This window comes from Paenibacillus sp. JJ-100, from assembly GCF_948329825.1.
GTDB lineage: Bacteria > Bacillota > Bacilli > Paenibacillales > Paenibacillaceae > Paenibacillus.
In genome coordinates this window covers 41,129-58,274 of sequence record NZ_CAOJCM010000011.1, presented here as the reverse complement: position 1 = coordinate 58,274, position 17,146 = coordinate 41,129, and the positions used below count along the sequence as shown (strand labels likewise).

At 48.0% G+C, this 17,146-nt stretch carries 16 protein-coding genes and 1 riboswitch; of the genes, 10 read left to right on the top strand and 6 right to left on the bottom strand.

The window, feature by feature from the left end; all coding sequences use genetic code 11:
• The first annotated feature begins 125 nt into the window (after positions 1–125).
• Positions 126–239: riboswitch (TPP riboswitch) on the top strand.
• Positions 240–681: 442 nt separating this feature from the next.
• Positions 682–2,502, top strand: a complete 1,821-nt coding sequence (thiC, locus tag PQG66_RS23665; RefSeq protein ID WP_272040299.1) for a phosphomethylpyrimidine synthase ThiC — start codon at positions 682–684, stop codon at positions 2,500–2,502.
• 341 nt (positions 2,503–2,843) lie between these two features.
• Here thiC and PQG66_RS23660 read toward each other — a convergent pair whose 3' ends face one another.
• From PQG66_RS23660 to PQG66_RS23640, 5 genes are all read right to left on the bottom strand, one after another.
• Positions 2,844–3,287, bottom strand: coding sequence for a hypothetical protein (locus PQG66_RS23660; RefSeq protein ID WP_272040298.1), 444 nt, complete (start codon positions 3,285–3,287; stop codon positions 2,844–2,846).
• A 48-nt stretch (positions 3,288–3,335) separates the two neighbouring features.
• Positions 3,336–4,013 (bottom strand): hypothetical protein, encoded by a 678-nt coding sequence (locus PQG66_RS23655; protein ID WP_272040297.1) that lies wholly within the window; start codon positions 4,011–4,013, stop codon positions 3,336–3,338.
• Between the two features lie 137 nt (positions 4,014–4,150).
• Positions 4,151–4,318 (bottom strand): hypothetical protein, encoded by a 168-nt coding sequence (locus PQG66_RS23650; RefSeq protein ID WP_272040296.1) that lies wholly within the window; start codon positions 4,316–4,318, stop codon positions 4,151–4,153.
• Positions 4,319–4,849: 531 nt separating this feature from the next.
• On the bottom strand, positions 4,850–5,632 hold the full coding sequence (locus tag PQG66_RS23645) for a zinc ribbon domain-containing protein (RefSeq protein ID WP_272040295.1): 783 nt from the start codon (positions 5,630–5,632) through the stop codon (positions 4,850–4,852).
• A 76-nt stretch (positions 5,633–5,708) separates the two neighbouring features.
• Positions 5,709–6,659 (bottom strand): helix-turn-helix transcriptional regulator, encoded by a 951-nt coding sequence (locus PQG66_RS23640; RefSeq protein WP_272040294.1) that lies wholly within the window; start codon positions 6,657–6,659, stop codon positions 5,709–5,711.
• 162 nt (positions 6,660–6,821) lie between these two features.
• Between PQG66_RS23640 and PQG66_RS23635 the strand changes: the two genes are divergently transcribed.
• The 6 genes from PQG66_RS23635 to PQG66_RS23610 all read left to right on the top strand — a co-directional run bounded on the left by PQG66_RS23635 (position 6,822) and on the right by PQG66_RS23610 (position 11,140).
• Entirely contained in the window at positions 6,822–7,520 is a 699-nt protein-coding gene (locus PQG66_RS23635; protein ID WP_272040293.1) for a response regulator transcription factor, read from the top strand.
• On the top strand, positions 7,513–8,619 hold the full coding sequence (locus tag PQG66_RS23630; protein WP_272040292.1) for a HAMP domain-containing sensor histidine kinase: 1,107 nt from the start codon (positions 7,513–7,515) through the stop codon (positions 8,617–8,619). Before PQG66_RS23635 ends, PQG66_RS23630 begins: the two co-directional genes overlap by 8 nt.
• Positions 8,620–8,698: 79 nt before the next feature.
• On the top strand, positions 8,699–9,571 hold the full coding sequence (locus PQG66_RS23625; RefSeq protein ID WP_272040290.1) for a M15 family metallopeptidase: 873 nt from the start codon (positions 8,699–8,701) through the stop codon (positions 9,569–9,571).
• A gap of 65 nt (positions 9,572–9,636) precedes the next feature.
• Complete coding sequence (locus PQG66_RS23620; RefSeq protein ID WP_272040289.1) at positions 9,637–10,278, top strand: VanZ family protein; 642 nt, start codon at positions 9,637–9,639, stop codon at positions 10,276–10,278.
• Positions 10,279–10,328: 50 nt separating this feature from the next.
• Positions 10,329–10,736: a hypothetical protein gene (locus PQG66_RS23615; protein ID WP_272040288.1), complete on the top strand. Its 408-nt coding sequence runs from the start codon at positions 10,329–10,331 to the stop codon at positions 10,734–10,736.
• 89 nt (positions 10,737–10,825) lie between these two features.
• Entirely contained in the window at positions 10,826–11,140 is a 315-nt protein-coding gene (locus PQG66_RS23610; protein WP_272040287.1) for a hypothetical protein, read from the top strand.
• 202 nt (positions 11,141–11,342) lie between these two features.
• Here PQG66_RS23610 and acnA read toward each other — a convergent pair whose 3' ends face one another.
• Positions 11,343–14,057 (bottom strand): aconitate hydratase AcnA, encoded by a 2,715-nt coding sequence (acnA, locus tag PQG66_RS23605; RefSeq protein ID WP_272040286.1) that lies wholly within the window; start codon positions 14,055–14,057, stop codon positions 11,343–11,345.
• A gap of 367 nt (positions 14,058–14,424) precedes the next feature.
• Here acnA and PQG66_RS23600 point away from each other — a divergent pair, with 367 nt between their 5' ends.
• The 3 genes from PQG66_RS23600 (at position 14,425) to PQG66_RS23590 (ending at position 17,053) form a co-directional block, all read left to right on the top strand.
• On the top strand, positions 14,425–15,423 hold the full coding sequence (locus PQG66_RS23600; protein WP_442955164.1) for an amidase domain-containing protein: 999 nt from the start codon (positions 14,425–14,427) through the stop codon (positions 15,421–15,423).
• A 142-nt stretch (positions 15,424–15,565) separates the two neighbouring features.
• Entirely contained in the window at positions 15,566–16,666 is a 1,101-nt protein-coding gene (locus PQG66_RS23595; RefSeq protein ID WP_272040284.1) for a D-alanine--D-alanine ligase, read from the top strand.
• A gap of 63 nt (positions 16,667–16,729) precedes the next feature.
• The gene (locus PQG66_RS23590) at positions 16,730–17,053 is read left to right on the top strand and encodes a hypothetical protein (RefSeq protein ID WP_110899160.1); all 324 of its coding nucleotides are present in this window, start codon (positions 16,730–16,732) and stop codon (positions 17,051–17,053) included.
• Positions 17,054–17,146: the final 93 nt, after the last annotated feature.

The window sequence follows — 17,146 nt, the reverse complement described above, 5'->3', positions numbered from 1 at the left end:
GTTCATTCTCTGGAATATTAAGGTTGTATTTATGTCCAGATTAAGCTACTCTGTAATGGACGACCAGCGAGGTCGGTTGAATGTTATATGTTAAGTTGAACAGCGACTAGGAAGTCGCAATACGTTTACGTTACTGGGGGAGTCCGAATTGTCCGGACTGAGACGGGATCGCATGAGATTCTGGACCCTTTGCACCTGATCTGGATCATACCAGCGTAGGGAAGTAATCGGCCATATGACCACAGACACCACAGATGTTAACCGGAGCTAATCGTTGCTGATATCCAGCAGATTACCCGAGTTGCGTGTATGGTGATGGACATGAGTCGGTTCCTTCGGAACCGGCTTTTTTATATACAGCGGCAAGCAGAGGTTCTTTGGTTGCGATACTCATAGTGGCCTTCGGGGCTTGGCATAAGCAGCTAAGGGTCATGTGATGAGGAGAAGGAGCTGAAGAACCACGAACGTTACCTGCACCATAGGTATTGGATCTTAGGTTCATTGCCCCGTGCTAACTGTACATAAAACCGGTCTCTTGGATAATCTGGCCCTTTGCGCAGGATCATTCCTGCTAATCTTCTGTACTCCGGGTGTTCTAGACAGGTGGGTAGCGGATACGACGCTGACACGTTCATGGAAGACATGAGACAAACGAAGATCTAAGAGGAGGAGACAGGAGACATGAGTACAGGTAACCAAACGGGGAAGCAGATCGGAATAGAGGAAACGGGGCGCGATGGTCATCCGGTGGAAAAGAAAACCGGAGCGGCTGGAGGGGTGCAACCCTTCCCGGGCAGCCGCAAAGTCTACATTCAGGGCTCACGACCGGACATTGCTGTCCCGGAGCGTGAAATTGCCCTTCATGACACGAATACTCCCCAAGGGGTGGAGCATAATGAGCCGCTGCGTGTCTACGATACGAGCGGTCCGATGACAGATCCCGAATTCCAGATGGATATTCGGAAGGGGCTGCCTGCGCTCCGAAATCACTGGATCATGGAGCGCGGGGACGTAGAAGCATATGAAGGCCGCGCTGTTAAGCCGGAGGATAACGGTTTGAAGCCTGGCGGACGAAGAGCAGGGGCAGAGGAGTACCCGGGATTCCGCGGGCAACCACTGCGTGCTAAGGCCGGACGCTGCGTCACGCAGATGCATTATGCGCGGCAGGGCATCATTACGCCAGAGATGGAGTACGCCGCTATTCGTGAAGGCGTAGAGCCCGAATTTGTACGGCAGGAACTGGCAAGTGGCCGGGCGATTCTGCCTTCCAACATCAATCACCCGGAGAGTGAGCCGATGTTGATTGGTCGTCATTTTCACGTGAAGATTAATGCCAATATTGGCAATTCCGCTGTCACTTCCTCCATTGAGGAGGAGGTAGAGAAGATGACGTGGGCTGTGCGCTGGGGATCGGATACGGTGATGGATCTCTCCACAGGCAAAGACATTCATACCACCCGGGAATGGATCATACGCAACTCTCCAGTACCGATTGGCACGGTGCCGCTCTATCAGGCGCTGGAGAAGGTGAATGGAGAAGCTGAGGCGCTAACGTGGGAACTGTACCGTGATACGTTGATTGAGCAGGCGGAGCAGGGTGTGGACTATTTTACCATTCATGCGGGTGTACTATTGCGATATATTCCCATGACTGCGAAGCGGATGACGGGTATCGTATCCCGGGGCGGATCGATTATGGCGGCGTGGTGCCTGGCACATCATCAGGAGAACTTTTTGTACACTCATTTTGAAGAAATCTGTGAGATTATGAAAAGGTATGACGTGGCGTTCTCCCTCGGGGATGGACTGCGTCCAGGCAGCATCTACGATGCCAATGATGAGGCACAGATGGCGGAGCTGGCTACACTTGGCGAATTAACGCAGATTGCATGGAAACATGATGTACAGGTCATGATCGAAGGGCCGGGACATGTGCCGATGCATAAGATCAAAGAGAATGTGGATCTGCAGATGGAAATCTGCCAAGAAGCACCGTTTTATACTCTCGGGCCGCTGACCACGGACATTGCGCCGGGATACGATCATATTACGTCTGCCATTGGAGCGGCGATGATTGGCTGGTTTGGCACATCCATGCTCTGTTACGTTACACCGAAGGAGCATTTGGGGCTTCCAAATAAGGACGATGTGCGTGAAGGGGTTATCGCTTATAAAATAGCCGCTCATGCGGCTGATTTAGCCAAAGGTCACCCACGCGCGCAACGCAGAGATGATGCGCTGTCGAAGGCACGCTTCGAGTTCCGCTGGCGGGATCAGTTTAACTTGTCCCTGGATCCGGAACGGGCGCTGTCCTACCACGATGAGACGCTGCCCGCAGAAGGGGCAAAGGAGGCGCATTTCTGCTCCATGTGCGGGCCGAAGTTCTGCAGCATGCGCATCACGCAGGACATCCGTGCCTTTGCCGCAGATCGTGGCTTGAGCGACGATGAAGCGGTCGCTGCCGGTATGCAGGCAAAAGCCGAGGAGTATCGGGCGCGGTAATGCTAATCAATTTTGTTCCATATACGATTAAGATACCTGCAATTACAAACAATATGCCATCGGACAGTCTCAGATTACCTGCATGTAGAAGAGCGGAGCATCCCATGCCTAATAAAACAAGTTAAGCATATATAACAATTTCATGGTATTAATCACATCTTATTTTTATATGATGTGAAACAAAAAGAGAACGTAGGTACGTTCTCTTTTCTTATATCTATACTATTAAATAAATCAGCCTACGCCTGCTGTTCTGCATCTCTTTGCGTTTAAGATTGTTATTCCTCATAGGGGTACTTTAATGGGTACTCCAATGGATAATTCAATGGATACTCCTACATTTACTCATAATATCCTTCGGTGTAGATGGCTACCGTGGAGAAGCAGAGGTGTTTCATTTCATCCTGCTGATTTTCGGTCGACATCTCCAGAAACCAAGGCTCATTCATCTCCTCTCGGGTCATAGCTACGGGACGCCACAGGATCAAGCCAATCTGATCGAACTGATAACTGAAACCTAGCTCAGGGTCTTCGCGATCATATGGTGCAATTGCATCCAACTGTGGAATTAGAACGTCAGCCTCCGTGCCCAGCAGATCAAGCTCACCCAGCACACATTTACATTCATCACTTTCATAGAATTCAATAAAAATAGCTTTCCCTTGAGTGTCATACTCCACCTTCGGATCAAAGGCGAAAGCTTCTGTCTGTTCAACTTCCTTCTGTGTCATGCCTAACCGGATATCCCCGATCGATTGGCCTGGTTCTACAGCGAGATTTATCATGATAGTGTTCCCTCCGGAATAAAAGTGTACAAGCATATAGCAGGACTTCTATACTTTCTTCGTAATGCCGATCTCCCGCTCCAAACTCGCGCCTAATCGTGATAGGGGGGTATAGATGGTCGTGCCTGCATTAACGGATGCCTGCTCAGCGGCGGGAGCCATGGAGAGCTGAGCGGCGACAAGAGAGGTATCCTTGCGCTCTAGAGCAAGTTGCTGCAATGTCTCCTTTAATGCCGCAAGGTAGCCTTCCTGGTCACCTCGCATGATCATGTCAAATAGACCTGGCAGCAGTATAGATTCGAGCTCAGGTTTTTCCTGTCCTGCCATGTGTCGATCGAGATGCGCATGATATCGTGCCATCGTCGGTTCTACCGTAGCGGGGTTGGTAAAGGCGAGCAAATACCGCCCAGGATGCGTGAGCATCATGGCGAGCAGAGAATCATCAATACCCGTTACCGGAATCGGCAACGGGTGCATGTGTTGTTCCAGTACAGCTGCGAACAAGGTGCATGTCACAAGAATAGCGTCAGCGTGACAGCGACTCATCCATTGCAGTGTCTGATCGACTTTCTCCCGAACAAGGTCGTTGTTAAAATCCTCATCATGCTTAAGCCGATCAAGACCGGGATCAACGTAGTGGATCAATTCGATATTATAAGAAGTCAGTGCCTGCTCGATCAGGCTGATATTGGAGTGATGCGCGTGAAAACAGGCAATAGTGCTCATAGGCAGTCCCCTTTATCTAAAGCTGGGTAGAAGGCGTGAGCCAATCAAACATTGAGCGCGATATACTAAAAACGACCACGTTTGAATGTTCACCCTGTACCCCGTAGTATAGGGAGCTGCTACAGAGATGTAAAGCATTATCTCATGTTCATCGATACGTTCTTTTTCGCCATTTTCTGCTGTAAAATTTCATGAAAGGATGGTCCTTGAGTGTTCTCATTTTCCTTTTTCGGAGCGGCCGTCACCGTGTTGCGCGGGTATTGGTGGTGATACGGGAGCATATGCTGAATAGGCATGCGGATCATTCTGGTTCCTCCTTACATGCATGATAGACATGCATCTTAATATAATATGTATTTCATTCAGTTAAGCTGTGTCGGTTATATGAATAGAAAGTCGAGCTGAAATTCGTATATTCGCATATAGGTACATATGACTTGTTCCGTGAAATTTCTGTTATGGAGCCTTTAATTCATTTCGACTTTAGTGATTTTACCCAGTATTTTGGAGATGTAAACGGTTTTAGAGGAAATCAGGAGTAAAGGACCTGATATTAAAATGGACCTATGGGAGTATCGGAACAGTTGTTATGCGAATGGTCCTAATTTTAAGGAAGTCAATGGTACCTGACTCTAAGGCATATGACCAAGTGACTAGGTATGATTAATGCTAACTAACTTGGTACTATGGTCGGGGTAGGTAGTTCAGAATAAGTCGAAAAAGCTGCCAATGTCTTTTGGCAGCTACACATTTCCTTTATTCAACTCCCCGCTTCTAGAGGGCAATCCGTTGGTGTTATCTCCGTTCACAACATCACTTCTAGACGGTATATAACGTTATCTTTGCCCTTTTACCGCAATATACACATCTACCTGTGTATGCTGCGGATTCAGACTGCGTTCATCGTAGTACTCAAAATCTCCTGTAAATGTGCGGTCACTCTGCTGATTCCATGCCCACACGGCTCCCCACACTTCGCTGACGACCTCAACCATTGGGCCTGTTCTCGAAGTAAACACAGCATAGGTAGCAGGAGGGAGCTGAACCTCATCGAATCCTGCGGGCAACGTTTCATTCTCACCAACTTCATGTCCAATCAGGATGGTATATTCACCAGCGATGCCATCTACATAATCTGTGTAACAACCATAACGTGGAGCTTCAGGAGCCGGAAGAGATTCGGAGGCAAAATAACGGCCCCACAACGCGCCGATGCAGCCTTGGCCGCTCATCTCGATTGCGTTGGTCGTACGTGCTGACACTCCTGCAAGACGTTTTCCGGGCAGGGTTACATAGCGGACAGGCTCGCTGGGCGGAATACTTTTTTCTGGATTGGCCTTCGTGGTTGGTGACATTCCTGCCTGCTGCCAGCGTTTCAGATGAGGCAACTGATTGCGTAGCATCGAGCGTGCTGATTCCTCATCCATGCCTTCCTCCCTGAGAATGGTGGTGCACATCTCAACCATGCCTTCAAGTGACATGTGTGGCTGCTCAAACTTGCCATCCTTGTAACAATAAATGCAGTAATTGCGAGTGGTGCTGCCATCCATCTCTGTACCGAATTGATCTGTACTAGTGAGTGGCATCCCACAGCTTTGGCATACGGTAACGTTCATCATTCATTCCTCCTCGAGTATATACAACTTCAAACTCAATATAGTTGAAGTATACGGGGAGGAACTGGACAGCTGTCTGTCAGGTTTGAGTGGCGGTTTTATACTTTTGTACAATTTGCTCAGCCATCTGACATACTTTATCTCGGATATGGAAAGGTTCTAACACCTCTACGTCTGCGCCAAAGCCGAGAATGAAACCATATAGCCAGTTGTCTTCGGGGAAAGCAACCTGGCTAATATAATACCCGTTCCCGTCAGGTAGCACGTTTTCAATACCAAACCATTCTTCGGCAAGATGACGAGCACGCGCGTGGAATTTTAGTGTCATGCTGATCTGATTGTCGGGACGGCTCCAATCCTGCTGCCACGGTCTGTCCTGAAGATCGATAGATTTTCGTTCAAAATGCTGTGCAGCAAGCGTGACATCTTTCATACGTACCAGCTTGAACATCCGGAATTCGTTTCGTTCATGGCAAAAGGCATACAGATACCACACGTGCTTTTTCAGGACAAGTGTATGGGGATCAACCGTGCGATAGCTCTGTGCACCTTCAGCATTGCAATAGGCAAAACGAATACATTGAAGCTGATCGATTCCCTGATCAATAACGTTTAACTTTTGTTGAAGCGCTTCGGGGTGTGTCCACGTGGAATAGTCAACAATGAATCGATGTGTGCTGGCTTGAAAATCTTCATTTTTGGCTTCTGGCACGATACTGCTGAGCTTCTCTACCAATAACTCACGCGCAGTATTCGTATGAGTGGTTGAGATGCTGCGTAGTGCCGTAACGATGGAAGCGAGATCCTTGTCGGTTAACAAGTTGCGGTCCAGCCGGTAACCTTCTGCCAGCCCGATGCCACCGCTTGCGCCCTGATATGTCACCACCGGAATTCCAGCTTGGCCTAAGGTGTCGATGTCTCGATAGATTGTACGTATGGATACTTCAAAGATGTCGGCCAGGTCTTTGGCCTGTAACCGCCTGCGATTAATTAGCAGTACCACAATGGATAACAAACGCTCCAGTTTCATAGCTCCAGTTTCCTTTCATTTCATTTATGGGTCTATATAAATGGGATATTTCTTTTACACTTGAACGGAGAGGGCAGTTGCTTTCAATTGTTTATCTGGGTGTTATCTGTTAGATTCATAGATATTATATGCCCAGCATCCCATATAGGAGTGAAATAAGCAATGAAGCGAATTACGATTCTGATTGCGGACGATGAAATAGAGATCGCGGATTTGGTTGCTTTACATTTACAAAAAGAAGGCTATCATACCGTTAAGGCATCTGACGGACAGTCAGCACTGCAGGCTGTTCAGACACACGCCATCGATCTGGCGGTTCTGGACATTATGATGCCGGGTATGGACGGGTATGAGGTGACCCGTAAAATCCGAGAACAGCATCATTTTCCAATCATTTTCCTGAGTGCGAAAACATCGGACATGGATAAAATCACAGGGCTCGTGATGGGAGCCGATGACTATATGACCAAGCCATTTAATCCGATGGAGCTTGTGGCTCGCGTTAACTCTCAACTACGGCGTGCTTTGCAGTTCAGCCAGTCCACAGCTACAGCGCAACGCTCGGTTTTGGAAAAAGGCGGACTTGTTATTGTCCCCGACCAGCACAGCGTAACGCTCTACGGTAAACCGTTGGAGTTAACACCGAAGGAATTTGACATTTTAGTGCTACTTGCCAGCAATCCAAAACAGGTATTCAGCGCAGAAAGCATTTTTGAAAAGGTATGGGGCGAGGCATATTTTGAAAGCGGCAATACCGTCATGGTACATATTCGCACGCTGCGCAAGAAACTCGGAGAAGATGTGAATAAGAACAAATTCATCAAAACCATCTGGGGTGTGGGGTACACGTTCAATGACTAAACGGAGAAGTTTTCGCACAACAATGATTATGCTACTTGGTCTGAGTATGCTGGCTTCTGGCGTCGTCACGTTTATCGTGTATAAGCTGTTACAGATGTACTATGCAGGGGTGAGGCGGGAAGACCCGCTGGCAGAGTATCGTAATATCATGAGAAGTATTGGTGATTTGTATGTCTTTATGCTGCTCTTCATCCCGCTTGCGATTTTATTTTTCTACTTGTTTACCAGACGTTACGTTACGTATTTCAAAGAGATTTCCGCAGGCATTAATCACTTGGCTAACGGAGATTTCGATCATCAGGTACAGATTGTGGCCAAAGACGAATTGGGTACGATTGCGGAAAGTGTTAATATGGCGAGCCAGAAGCTGCGAGAAGCGGTGAAACGAGGGGATTTTGCCGAAAACAGCAAAGACCAGCTCATCGTAAACCTTGCGCATGATCTGCGGACACCGCTGACCTCTGTACTGGGATATCTGGATTTGCTGATGAAGGATGAGCAGTTGACAGAAGATCAGGCGCGGCATTTCTTAGCGATTGCGTTCACTAAGTCCCAGCGGCTTGAGAAGTTGATTGATGATCTGTTTGAGATTACACGAATGAACTATGGCATGTTACCTGTACGCAAAACAAAGCTGGACCTCAGCGAGCTGTTGAAGCAAATGAATGAGGAACTTTATCCTGTTTTTGAAAAAAATAATCTGGTGACCCGTTTATATATTGATAACGATCTTACCGTATCAGGAGATGGGGAGCTGTTTGCGCGTGTGTTCGAGAATCTGCTAATCAATGCTGCTCGGCATGGCAAGGATGGTATGTACGTAGACATCAAAGGATTTCACGATAGAGATCAGGTTGTCATTCAGGTGACGAACTATGGGGGATATATTCATCCCGATGATCTGCCGCACATCTTTGACATGTATTACACCGGAGATCGGGCACGGACCGTGCAAGAAGGCGGTACGGGTCTTGGACTGTTTATCGCACGTAATATCGTGGAGCAGCATGAAGGTATAATATCGGCTGAAAGTGATGTGGTACATACGATGTTTGTGGTTCGTCTGCCTGTTTTCAAGCAGCTTTCTCATGAAACTTAAGAAAAATTTAAACATTGCCCTGCGTTTTCTTTAAATTGTTTTGTCTATCCTTGAATCATGAGAGGGAGGAGGAACAATCATGAAAAAGTGGGGCTTTTTGATATGTATCATTTTGATTGGATATATCGTAACGCAATCAACGGCAGCTTTGCAGCAGAAAGAAGAGTTGCCGATTGTTATGTTGGACACCGATGATAAATACATGGGGTACCGAGAAGCTACGACACAAGAAATGGAACAGCAAATACATAAAGGCAGTCTGGTCTTAGTTAATTCCGAGCATCCGATACATCCGGAAGGCGTTCGCTCCGATATTGTATATGTAGCTGATGAGGAAGACCTGCTTCTAGGTTATGGACTACTGGATCACAAATTGATGTTATCCCGTGAGGTGGCAGAGAGATTCCAAGAGATGGTTGAAGCAGCGGGTGAAGAGGGAGTGCGCTATTTCCTGATGAGCAGCGGGTACAGAGATTTTGAGAAACAGGATGAGCTGTATCGGCAAAAGGGTTCAGACTACGCGTTGCCTGCGGGCTACAGTGAGCACAATCTGGGGTTGTCCCTGGATATAGGTTCAAGTCTAGCCCCAATGAGTGAGGCTCCTGAGGGAGCCTGGCTGGAGAAAAACGCATGGAAATACGGTTTTATTTTGCGATATCCCAAAGATAAAGTGAACGTGACAGGCATCCAGTATGAACCCTGGCATTTCAGATATGTGGGCATGCCGCATAGTGCGGTGATGCACAAGAATCAGATGGTTTTGGAAGAGTATCTGGAGATGTTAAGAGAAAAGAGAGACGTTAGCGTTGATCTGAACGGCATTACATATGATATCCATTATTATGACGTCTCGAAGAAGGATACGAAGATTTATCTGCCAGAGAATGATGCCTATGACATCTCGGGTGATAATATGCAAGGCGTTATTGTTACAGTTGAAAAATCAACTTGATCATGCGCATTATGCTACTGAAATATTGAATTCCTAGTACGGCCTGATGGAAGGGGAGAGACAGCATGAGACAGAACAAGCCGAACGAGCAGTATAGGCAACAGGGGCAAAAACATGATCAAAAAATCAAACTTTATGATGCATACCAACGTCATGAGAATGACAGTCAGCATGGCAATGAGATAAAACCCAAGCTGCTTCGCATCGTCTGGATTGCCCTATTCGTGATTTATCTTTATTTGCTGACCAAACTGATTTTATTTAAAGGAGGACCCGTGGATGCAGGACTGGTATGGGACAGACTCATGGCGCTCCTGCGTCAGCCGGATCTGATCCATACACGAACTGTAAATCTGACGCCATTTCAGGAGATCAAACGAGACTGGCACAGTCTCTCCGTGCATCACCGGCCAGGAACAGCAACTCACTTGGTGGGCAATATCCTTGCATTTGTACCGTTTGGTGTATGGATGACGGGTTTCGTACGCCATTTTTTTTTCACCGGGATACATGTACTGTTTCTATCCTTTCTACTTAGTCTGGGTTATGAAGTGACGCAGCTTCTGACGGGTATGGGTATCTTTGATGTGGATGATCTCATGCTGAATACACTTGGCGGAATGGTCGGTTATTTGGTGTACACGGTGTTGTTGGTTATGAACAAGCTGTTTACAGGAGGGAAATCCAGAGTGACTGCAAATAACTAGGCAATTGTGCCAATACTTATATGTTCACTATAATCGGAGGAGGGCTCGAATTGATCTTATTAGCTAGAGAACTTGCCGGAAGAATGAGAGCGCTGCTCGCTATCGAAAGTGAGATCGCAGACGCAACACATAGACAAGAAGAGGAACAGGCCATACGAGAGTTGGAAGAGAAAAGATCCAAACAGATTCGCAGCTTCACGCGCGATGAATTACTGGTCATCCAAACGGTAATGAATGTTGGCCGATGTGAAAGAGGTTATCGTTATTATGCCAACTCAGAGCGTTCAGATTATTATGAGATCATTCACCTGCCCGTAGAGCTGGATGAGCATGAACTGATGCAGAAATATTCTTATTATCTAGTACATAGAACGGAAAGGGAGCTTGCAGATGGCATTGAGTATTATACGGCTGTTTCTGAACAACTGAAGGAAGGCATGGCTATTTTGAAACTCTAATCTCTTATTCAATCTCGGAAATGCTCGCAGATTCTTTTAAAGAATGAGTTTGCAACTAATGCACGATCAGGCTTTAGGAGGTAAATCGGATGATTATGAAAATTTCGTATTACACACCAGACGGTTTCTATTATTATGTCCCTGACGAGTATGCAGGGGAGATCGAAGCGTGGAGAATCGAATTTTCTGATTTTCTGCAAAACATTGAAGGAAAACATCCATTCACTCAATATATGGAATCGATTAATTTCGATGATGAACTGGAATATGGGGTGTTTATTCGCAGTTACGGCGGGGATGACTTTATGGATTGGATCAATGTGGAAAAATTAAAATACAGAGGAATCTATCGAATACCTGAACCGCCGGATGATTCAGAAGTGGGAATTAAGATTGATTTTTGATGCATATACTTACGACGTCGATTCACATAAGCAGAGGCCGAATTCCAAGAAGAAACTCATATCACTTCCCAACAACCAACCCAATCCCAAAACACATAAACGTTAACCTCTAACAAACAGATAAAAGCCCCGCTTCATTGTGCACACTGCACATGAAGCGGGGCTTTGCTCATTTATTTTATCTCATGAAAGATAAAGTGTATTAAGCTTTTTTCATCATTTGGCGCAGAACCGTTTGCAGGATACCACCGTTGTGGTAGTAATCCACGTCCACCATGCTGTCCAGACGTGCAATTACAGGGAAGTCGAACTTCGTGCCGTCTTCGCGAGTAACCGTAACCGTCAGTTCTTGACCTGGTTTCACGTCATTGCTCAGGCCTGTGATGTCATATGTCTCACGTCCGTTCAGGCCTAGGCTGGACCAGCCGTGACCTTCCTGGAATTGCAATGGCATAACGCCCATGCCCACCAAGTTACTACGGTGAATACGCTCGAAGCTTTCTGCGATAACAGCTTTGACGCCGAGCAAGAATGTTCCTTTGGCTGCCCAGTCACGGGAGCTTCCTGTACCGTATTCTTTACCTGCGATAACGATCAGGTTCTGTCCTTCAGCCTGATACTTCATGGAAGCATCGTAGATGGACATTTCTTCGTCTGTTGGCAAGTACTTCGTAATACCGCCCTCCGTGCCTGGAGCTACCTGGTTACGAATACGGATGTTCGCGAACGTACCACGCATCATCACTTCATGGTTACCACGGCGTGAACCGTAGGAGTTGAAGTCTTTGCGCTCTACGCCATGCTCTTTCAGGTACAATCCAGCCGGACTGGACGGAGCAATGTTACCTGCTGGAGAGATGTGGTCCGTTGTTACGGAGTCACCCAGCAATGCCATTACACGTGCAGCTCGGATATCGGAGATATCATTCAGCTTGTCACCAAGCTCCTGGAAGAATGGCGGATTCTGGATGTAAGTGGAGTTCGGATCCCACTCGTACAGCTCGCCTTCCGGTACAGCGATCTGGTTCCAACGCTCATTAGCTGTAAAGACATTCTCGTATTTGCTACGGAACATCTCAGCATTCAAGGAGCTTGCGATTGCATCCTTGATCTCTTCGGAGCTAGGCCAGATGTCTTTCAGGAATACAGGGTTGTTATTTTGATCGTGTCCGATTGGATCGGTTTCGAAGTCAATATCCACAGTACCTGCCAGTGCGTAAGCAACAACCAGCGGTGGAGAAGCCAAGTAGTTCGCTTTCACTTGTGCGTGTACACGGCCTTCGAAGTTACGGTTACCGGACAATACAGCTGCTACCGTCATATCGTTGGCAGCAATTGCTTCGCTCACTTCATCTGGCAGTGGACCGGAGTTACCGATACAAGTCGCACAGCCGTAACCGGCAACGTTGAATCCGAGTTGGTCCAGATACGGGATCAGCCCTGCTTTTTCCAGATACTCTGTAACGACGAGGGAACCTGGAGTCAAGCTGCTTTTCACATATCCTGGTTTCGTCAGGCCGAATTCAACTGCTTTTTTCGCCAGCAAACCAGCTCCGACCATAACGCTCGGGTTGGATGTATTCGTACAACTTGTGATCGCCGCGATCACAACAGCGCCTGCTTTCAGCTCACTTTTCGAACCGTCAGGGTGCGTTACAGGTACTTTTTGTTCGATCTTCTCATCGCTCAGTCCATATCCGCCTTTGTCGACAGGAGTACGGATGATGCTGTTGAAGCTTTCTTTCATTTGTGTCAGCTCGATACGGTCTTGTGGACGTTTAGGTCCTGCAAGGCTTGGTACAACGGAGCCGAGATCAAGCTCAATAACATCCGTGAATTCAGGATCAACAGTGTCTGCTGTGCGGAACATGCCTTGAGCTTTGTAATAAGCTTCAACCAAGTTCACTTGCTCATCGGAACGTCCGGTGCTGCGCAGGTAGTTCAACGTTTCGCTGTCTACCGGGAAGAAACCGATCGTTGCGCCGTATTCCGGTGCCATGTTGGCAACTGTTGCACGGTCAGCGAGGCCGATGTTGGCAAGGCCAGGTCCGTAGAACTCAACGAATTTGCCGACAACGCCTTTTTTACGAAGCATTTGCGTAACGGTAAGCGCGAGGTCTGTTGCTGTTGCGCCTTCGCTCAGGCTGCCTGTCAGTTTGAAACCGATAACGTCCGGTGTAACAAAATAAAGCGGTTGACCCAGCATTCCTGCTTCAGCCTCGATACCACCTACACCCCAGCCGACAACGCCAAGACCGTTGATCATCGTGGTGTGGGAGTCTGTACCTACGAGGGAATCCGGGAATACAACCGTTTCGCCATCAACCGTTTTGGTTGCAGCCACGGAAGCAAGGTACTCCAGGTTAACTTGGTGAACGATCCCTGTGGATGGTGGAACAGCACGGAAGTTATTGAACGCTGTTTGTGCCCAGCGCAAGAAGCGGTAACGCTCTTCGTTACGCTCGAATTCAACCTTGATGTTGTAATCCAGTGCATCATTGGTTCCGAAAGCATCGACCATTACGGAGTGGTCAATAACGAGGTCAACGGGCACGAGCGGGTTGATCTGTTTCGGATCTCCGCCTGCTTTTTTCACGGTGTCACGCATGGCTGCAAGGTCAACAACAACCGGTACACCCGTGAAATCCTGCAATACGATCCGTGCAGGGATGAACGGAATTTCCTTATTATTATCACGGCCTTCTGCCCAGCCGGTCAGTTGTTTTACGTGTTCTTCCGTGATGGCACGTCCGTCGAACTGACGAATGGCTGCTTCGAGCAGCACTTTAATGGAGAAGGGAAGCTTGGAAAGGTCGCCGTGGCCGCCTTCCTGAAGAGCATCGAGACTGTAGTAGCGGTAGGACTTGCCTCCAACCTCAAGCGTACGAGCGGCGGAGAAATGGTTCTTGGCTGACATACATGTACCTCCTTAAAATGTGTCGGTGAGATGAAGGGAACGTTCATTTCTAATGTAGAACAGGCCTTCATCGTTCCTTATTCATGTTCATTGGTTTCATCAGGTGAAACATAATTTCATAATCATAACTTTAGTACTAAGTATACCGTTTTCACCTCCGTACGTAAAGGGCTTTTTGCCTGTGCAAACAAGCATTATGAAGGATGAAGGCGTTTTCCTGCGACTGGTGTGAACAAGCATGATTTTGATATTTCCGGACAGTTTAATTTCATTGGTTCATCCGGGCGGTGTACATACTGCGGATATTTCTTCATATAAATAGTAGGAGGTGATCCAGACTGAACTCATGTCAAAGGGGGACACAAGCTTGGAACGCGAATGGAAGAGTGCTTTGTATACGTACGTCAACCAGTATAATCGCTGTGAGATCGATTACCGTCCACAGACCAGTGAACGAATCGTGTCCGATCCCGAATTTGTGGTGGAGCGGGGAGAGCGTATGGCAAGACTGGATGAATGGTATCGCAGGCGGCGCGCCGTGCCTCTTCGCAGCGAGACCAGCGCCAAGCTTGTGCGCACACTCATTGATGCACCAGAAGAAGCCGTGGTAGAAGTGCAGCTCTACAGCAAGCTATTCTATGAGAAGAGCGGTATCACACACCGCGAGGATCGAATAGAACGGGAAAGATTAACCTTTTTACGGGAAAATGGACGATGGAGCATCGTGCGTGTGGAACGAGAAGTGCCCGAACGTCGCCCGGCCGGGGAAGGACGTCCGTATCAGCAAGCGGATTTTGTTCAGGTGATGAACCGGCCGCTCTTGAACCGGGAAGTATTGGGACAGGGCAGAAGTGCCAGAAGACAAACCTACCGTCGGGATCTGGCTGTTGCTTACGCTGATCGGTGGTGGAATACGGGTAATCCGGCATTTGAAGAATTTGACGTGGACTGCACGAATTACGTGTCCCAATGTCTCTTTGCAGGGGGAGCACCCATCCACTATACTGGAAGAAGAGAAGCAGGCTGGTGGTATAAAGGATATGTGAACGGCTCGGAAATGTGGAGTTATAGCTGGGCTGTGTCGAATAGTTTGGCAAGGTATCTGTCCGGCAGCAGTTGGGGACTGACAGCTACCGAGGTCGATCGCCCCGAGCAGCTTATGCTTGGCGACGTTATTTTCTATGACTGGGATGGCGATGGCAGGTTCCAGCACAGCACGGTGGTTACCGCTTTTGATGCCGGGGGCATGCCGCTTGTGAACGCACATACTGTGAGCAGCCGCCACCGTTTTTGGGACTACCGGGATTCGTATGCCTGGACGGAGCGGACAGTGTATCTATTTTTTCATATTGCTGATGAGTTTTAGTTGAAGTGAAGATTTCCGGGATGCGGTGACGCAGACAGCCCGTTCCGTGTAAAATAAGAACAGAGACCGGAAGCAGCAAGGCTAAGAGCCTGAACAGGCTGCGCAGACAGCATCAGGTTACAGATATAATCGGAGGTTACACATGAGTATGGATAAAATAAAAGTAGGCGTCGTATACGGCGGAAAATCGGGCGAGCACGAAGTGTCGCTGCAAACGGCGTTTGCTGTAACAAATGCTTTTAATTATGAGAAGTATGAACTGGTTCCTTTTTATATCTCCAAACAGGGGACATGGAAAAAAGGAGCGGTGATGCATGCACCATTTGCAAGGATCGAAGATTTGAAACTGGAAGGATCAGCGGGCGGCACACAGGACGCGCTCAACGCACTATTTGCACGTTTGTACGGTGGGGCGGAAGCACTCGACATTATGTTCCCGTTGCTCCACGGTACGTTTGGTGAAGACGGCACGATTCAGGGCATGTTTGAGATGGCGGATATGCCGTATGTTGGTGCAGGTGTGCTGGCTTCGGCAGGTGGCATGGACAAAGTAGTCATGAAAAAGCTGTTCGCCCAAGCGGGGATTGACCAGTGTGCCTTCACATATTTTAATGCGACACAATGGAAACAGGCTGAACACGAAATGATTGTGCAGGTCGAAGACGAGCTGGGTTACCCATGTTTCATCAAACCGGCGAACCTGGGGTCCAGTGTGGGCATTTCCAAAGCGCGTAACCGCGATGAATTGAAAACGGCAATTGAGTCGGCACTCCAGTATGACACCAAAGTTGTAATTGAAGAATTTGTGGAAGCACGTGAGGTTGAGGTCAGCGTTCTCGGGAATGATGAACCGATGGCATCCGTTCCAGGTGAGATTGTATCCTCCGGTGAATATTACGATTATGCAGCCAAGTACATCGACGGTCAGTCCCAGATGTTGATTCCTGCACCACTGGACCCTGAGGCAGCAGATCGCATTCGTGAAGCGGCTCTGCAGGCGTTCCGTGCTATTGAGGGTAACGGCATCTCGCGCGCAGATTTCTTCATCCGCAAATCAGATGGAGCACTGCTGATCAACGAAGTGAATACGATGCCAGGGTTTACCCCGTACAGCATGTACCCTCTTTTGTGGCGTGAGACAGGTGTATCGTATGCTGAATTGCTGGACCGCATGATCGAACTGGGGCTGGAACGGTATAACCGCAAGCAGGCGCTGAATTACGAGAACGGCGTTCAGGCGTAGTCGCCTGAAACGACCCGAATATCCAAGCAAAAGTCCAATATCAGCAAATCAGGAGGAATGTGCATGGGATTTCAGACAGAGTTTAATTCCGTATGTAAATTCAAAAGCGAGCAGGAACTCTTCGAACTTCTGGAATATGGCCGCGGTAAAATGGTCAAACAAGGCTTTCGGGTGTTCCCAACCGGGCAAAAGGTGATTGCATACACCCCGGACAATGTAGCCGTGGCGATTGTAAAAATCGTCGCTTCCATTGCCGAGATCAATTTTCAGAACCAGGAAGTGACGGAAGTGGAGATGCAGCTCATTCGCAAGTTGACGGAGGAAGAATCTCGGATTCAGACGGCGCTTGCTGATGAGATGTTCTTTGGGGAGCAAGCTCAGGAATAGAGTGTACCCATAGCAACGGATTTGGCAAACTTACGATTATGCTCCCTTGTTTAGGGTAAAACTTGGTTATATACCGGTGTCGGCTGATCTTCG

Coding starts and splice junctions, on each gene's coding strand:
- PQG66_RS23655 (WP_272040297.1), bottom strand. CDS start 4,013: ATGAGCACTATTGCCTGTTTTCACGCGCATCACTCCAATATCAGCCTG.
- thiC (WP_272040299.1), top strand. CDS start 682: ATGAGTACAGGTAACCAAACGGGGAAGCAGATCGGAATAGAGGAAACG.
- PQG66_RS23630 (WP_272040292.1), top strand. CDS start 7,513: ATGACTAAACGGAGAAGTTTTCGCACAACAATGATTATGCTACTTGGT.
- PQG66_RS23620 (WP_272040289.1), top strand. CDS start 9,637: ATGAGACAGAACAAGCCGAACGAGCAGTATAGGCAACAGGGGCAAAAA.
- PQG66_RS23595 (WP_272040284.1), top strand. CDS start 15,566: ATGAGTATGGATAAAATAAAAGTAGGCGTCGTATACGGCGGAAAATCG.
- PQG66_RS23650 (WP_272040296.1), bottom strand. CDS start 4,318: ATGATCCGCATGCCTATTCAGCATATGCTCCCGTATCACCACCAATAC.
- PQG66_RS23625 (WP_272040290.1), top strand. CDS start 8,699: ATGAAAAAGTGGGGCTTTTTGATATGTATCATTTTGATTGGATATATC.
- PQG66_RS23635 (WP_272040293.1), top strand. CDS start 6,822: ATGAAGCGAATTACGATTCTGATTGCGGACGATGAAATAGAGATCGCG.
- PQG66_RS23590 (WP_110899160.1), top strand. CDS start 16,730: ATGGGATTTCAGACAGAGTTTAATTCCGTATGTAAATTCAAAAGCGAG.
- PQG66_RS23660 (WP_272040298.1), bottom strand. CDS start 3,287: ATGATAAATCTCGCTGTAGAACCAGGCCAATCGATCGGGGATATCCGG.
- acnA (WP_272040286.1), bottom strand. CDS start 14,057: ATGTCAGCCAAGAACCATTTCTCCGCCGCTCGTACGCTTGAGGTTGGA.
- PQG66_RS23645 (WP_272040295.1), bottom strand. CDS start 5,632: ATGATGAACGTTACCGTATGCCAAAGCTGTGGGATGCCACTCACTAGT.
- PQG66_RS23640 (WP_272040294.1), bottom strand. CDS start 6,659: ATGAAACTGGAGCGTTTGTTATCCATTGTGGTACTGCTAATTAATCGC.
- PQG66_RS23610 (WP_272040287.1), top strand. CDS start 10,826: ATGATTATGAAAATTTCGTATTACACACCAGACGGTTTCTATTATTAT.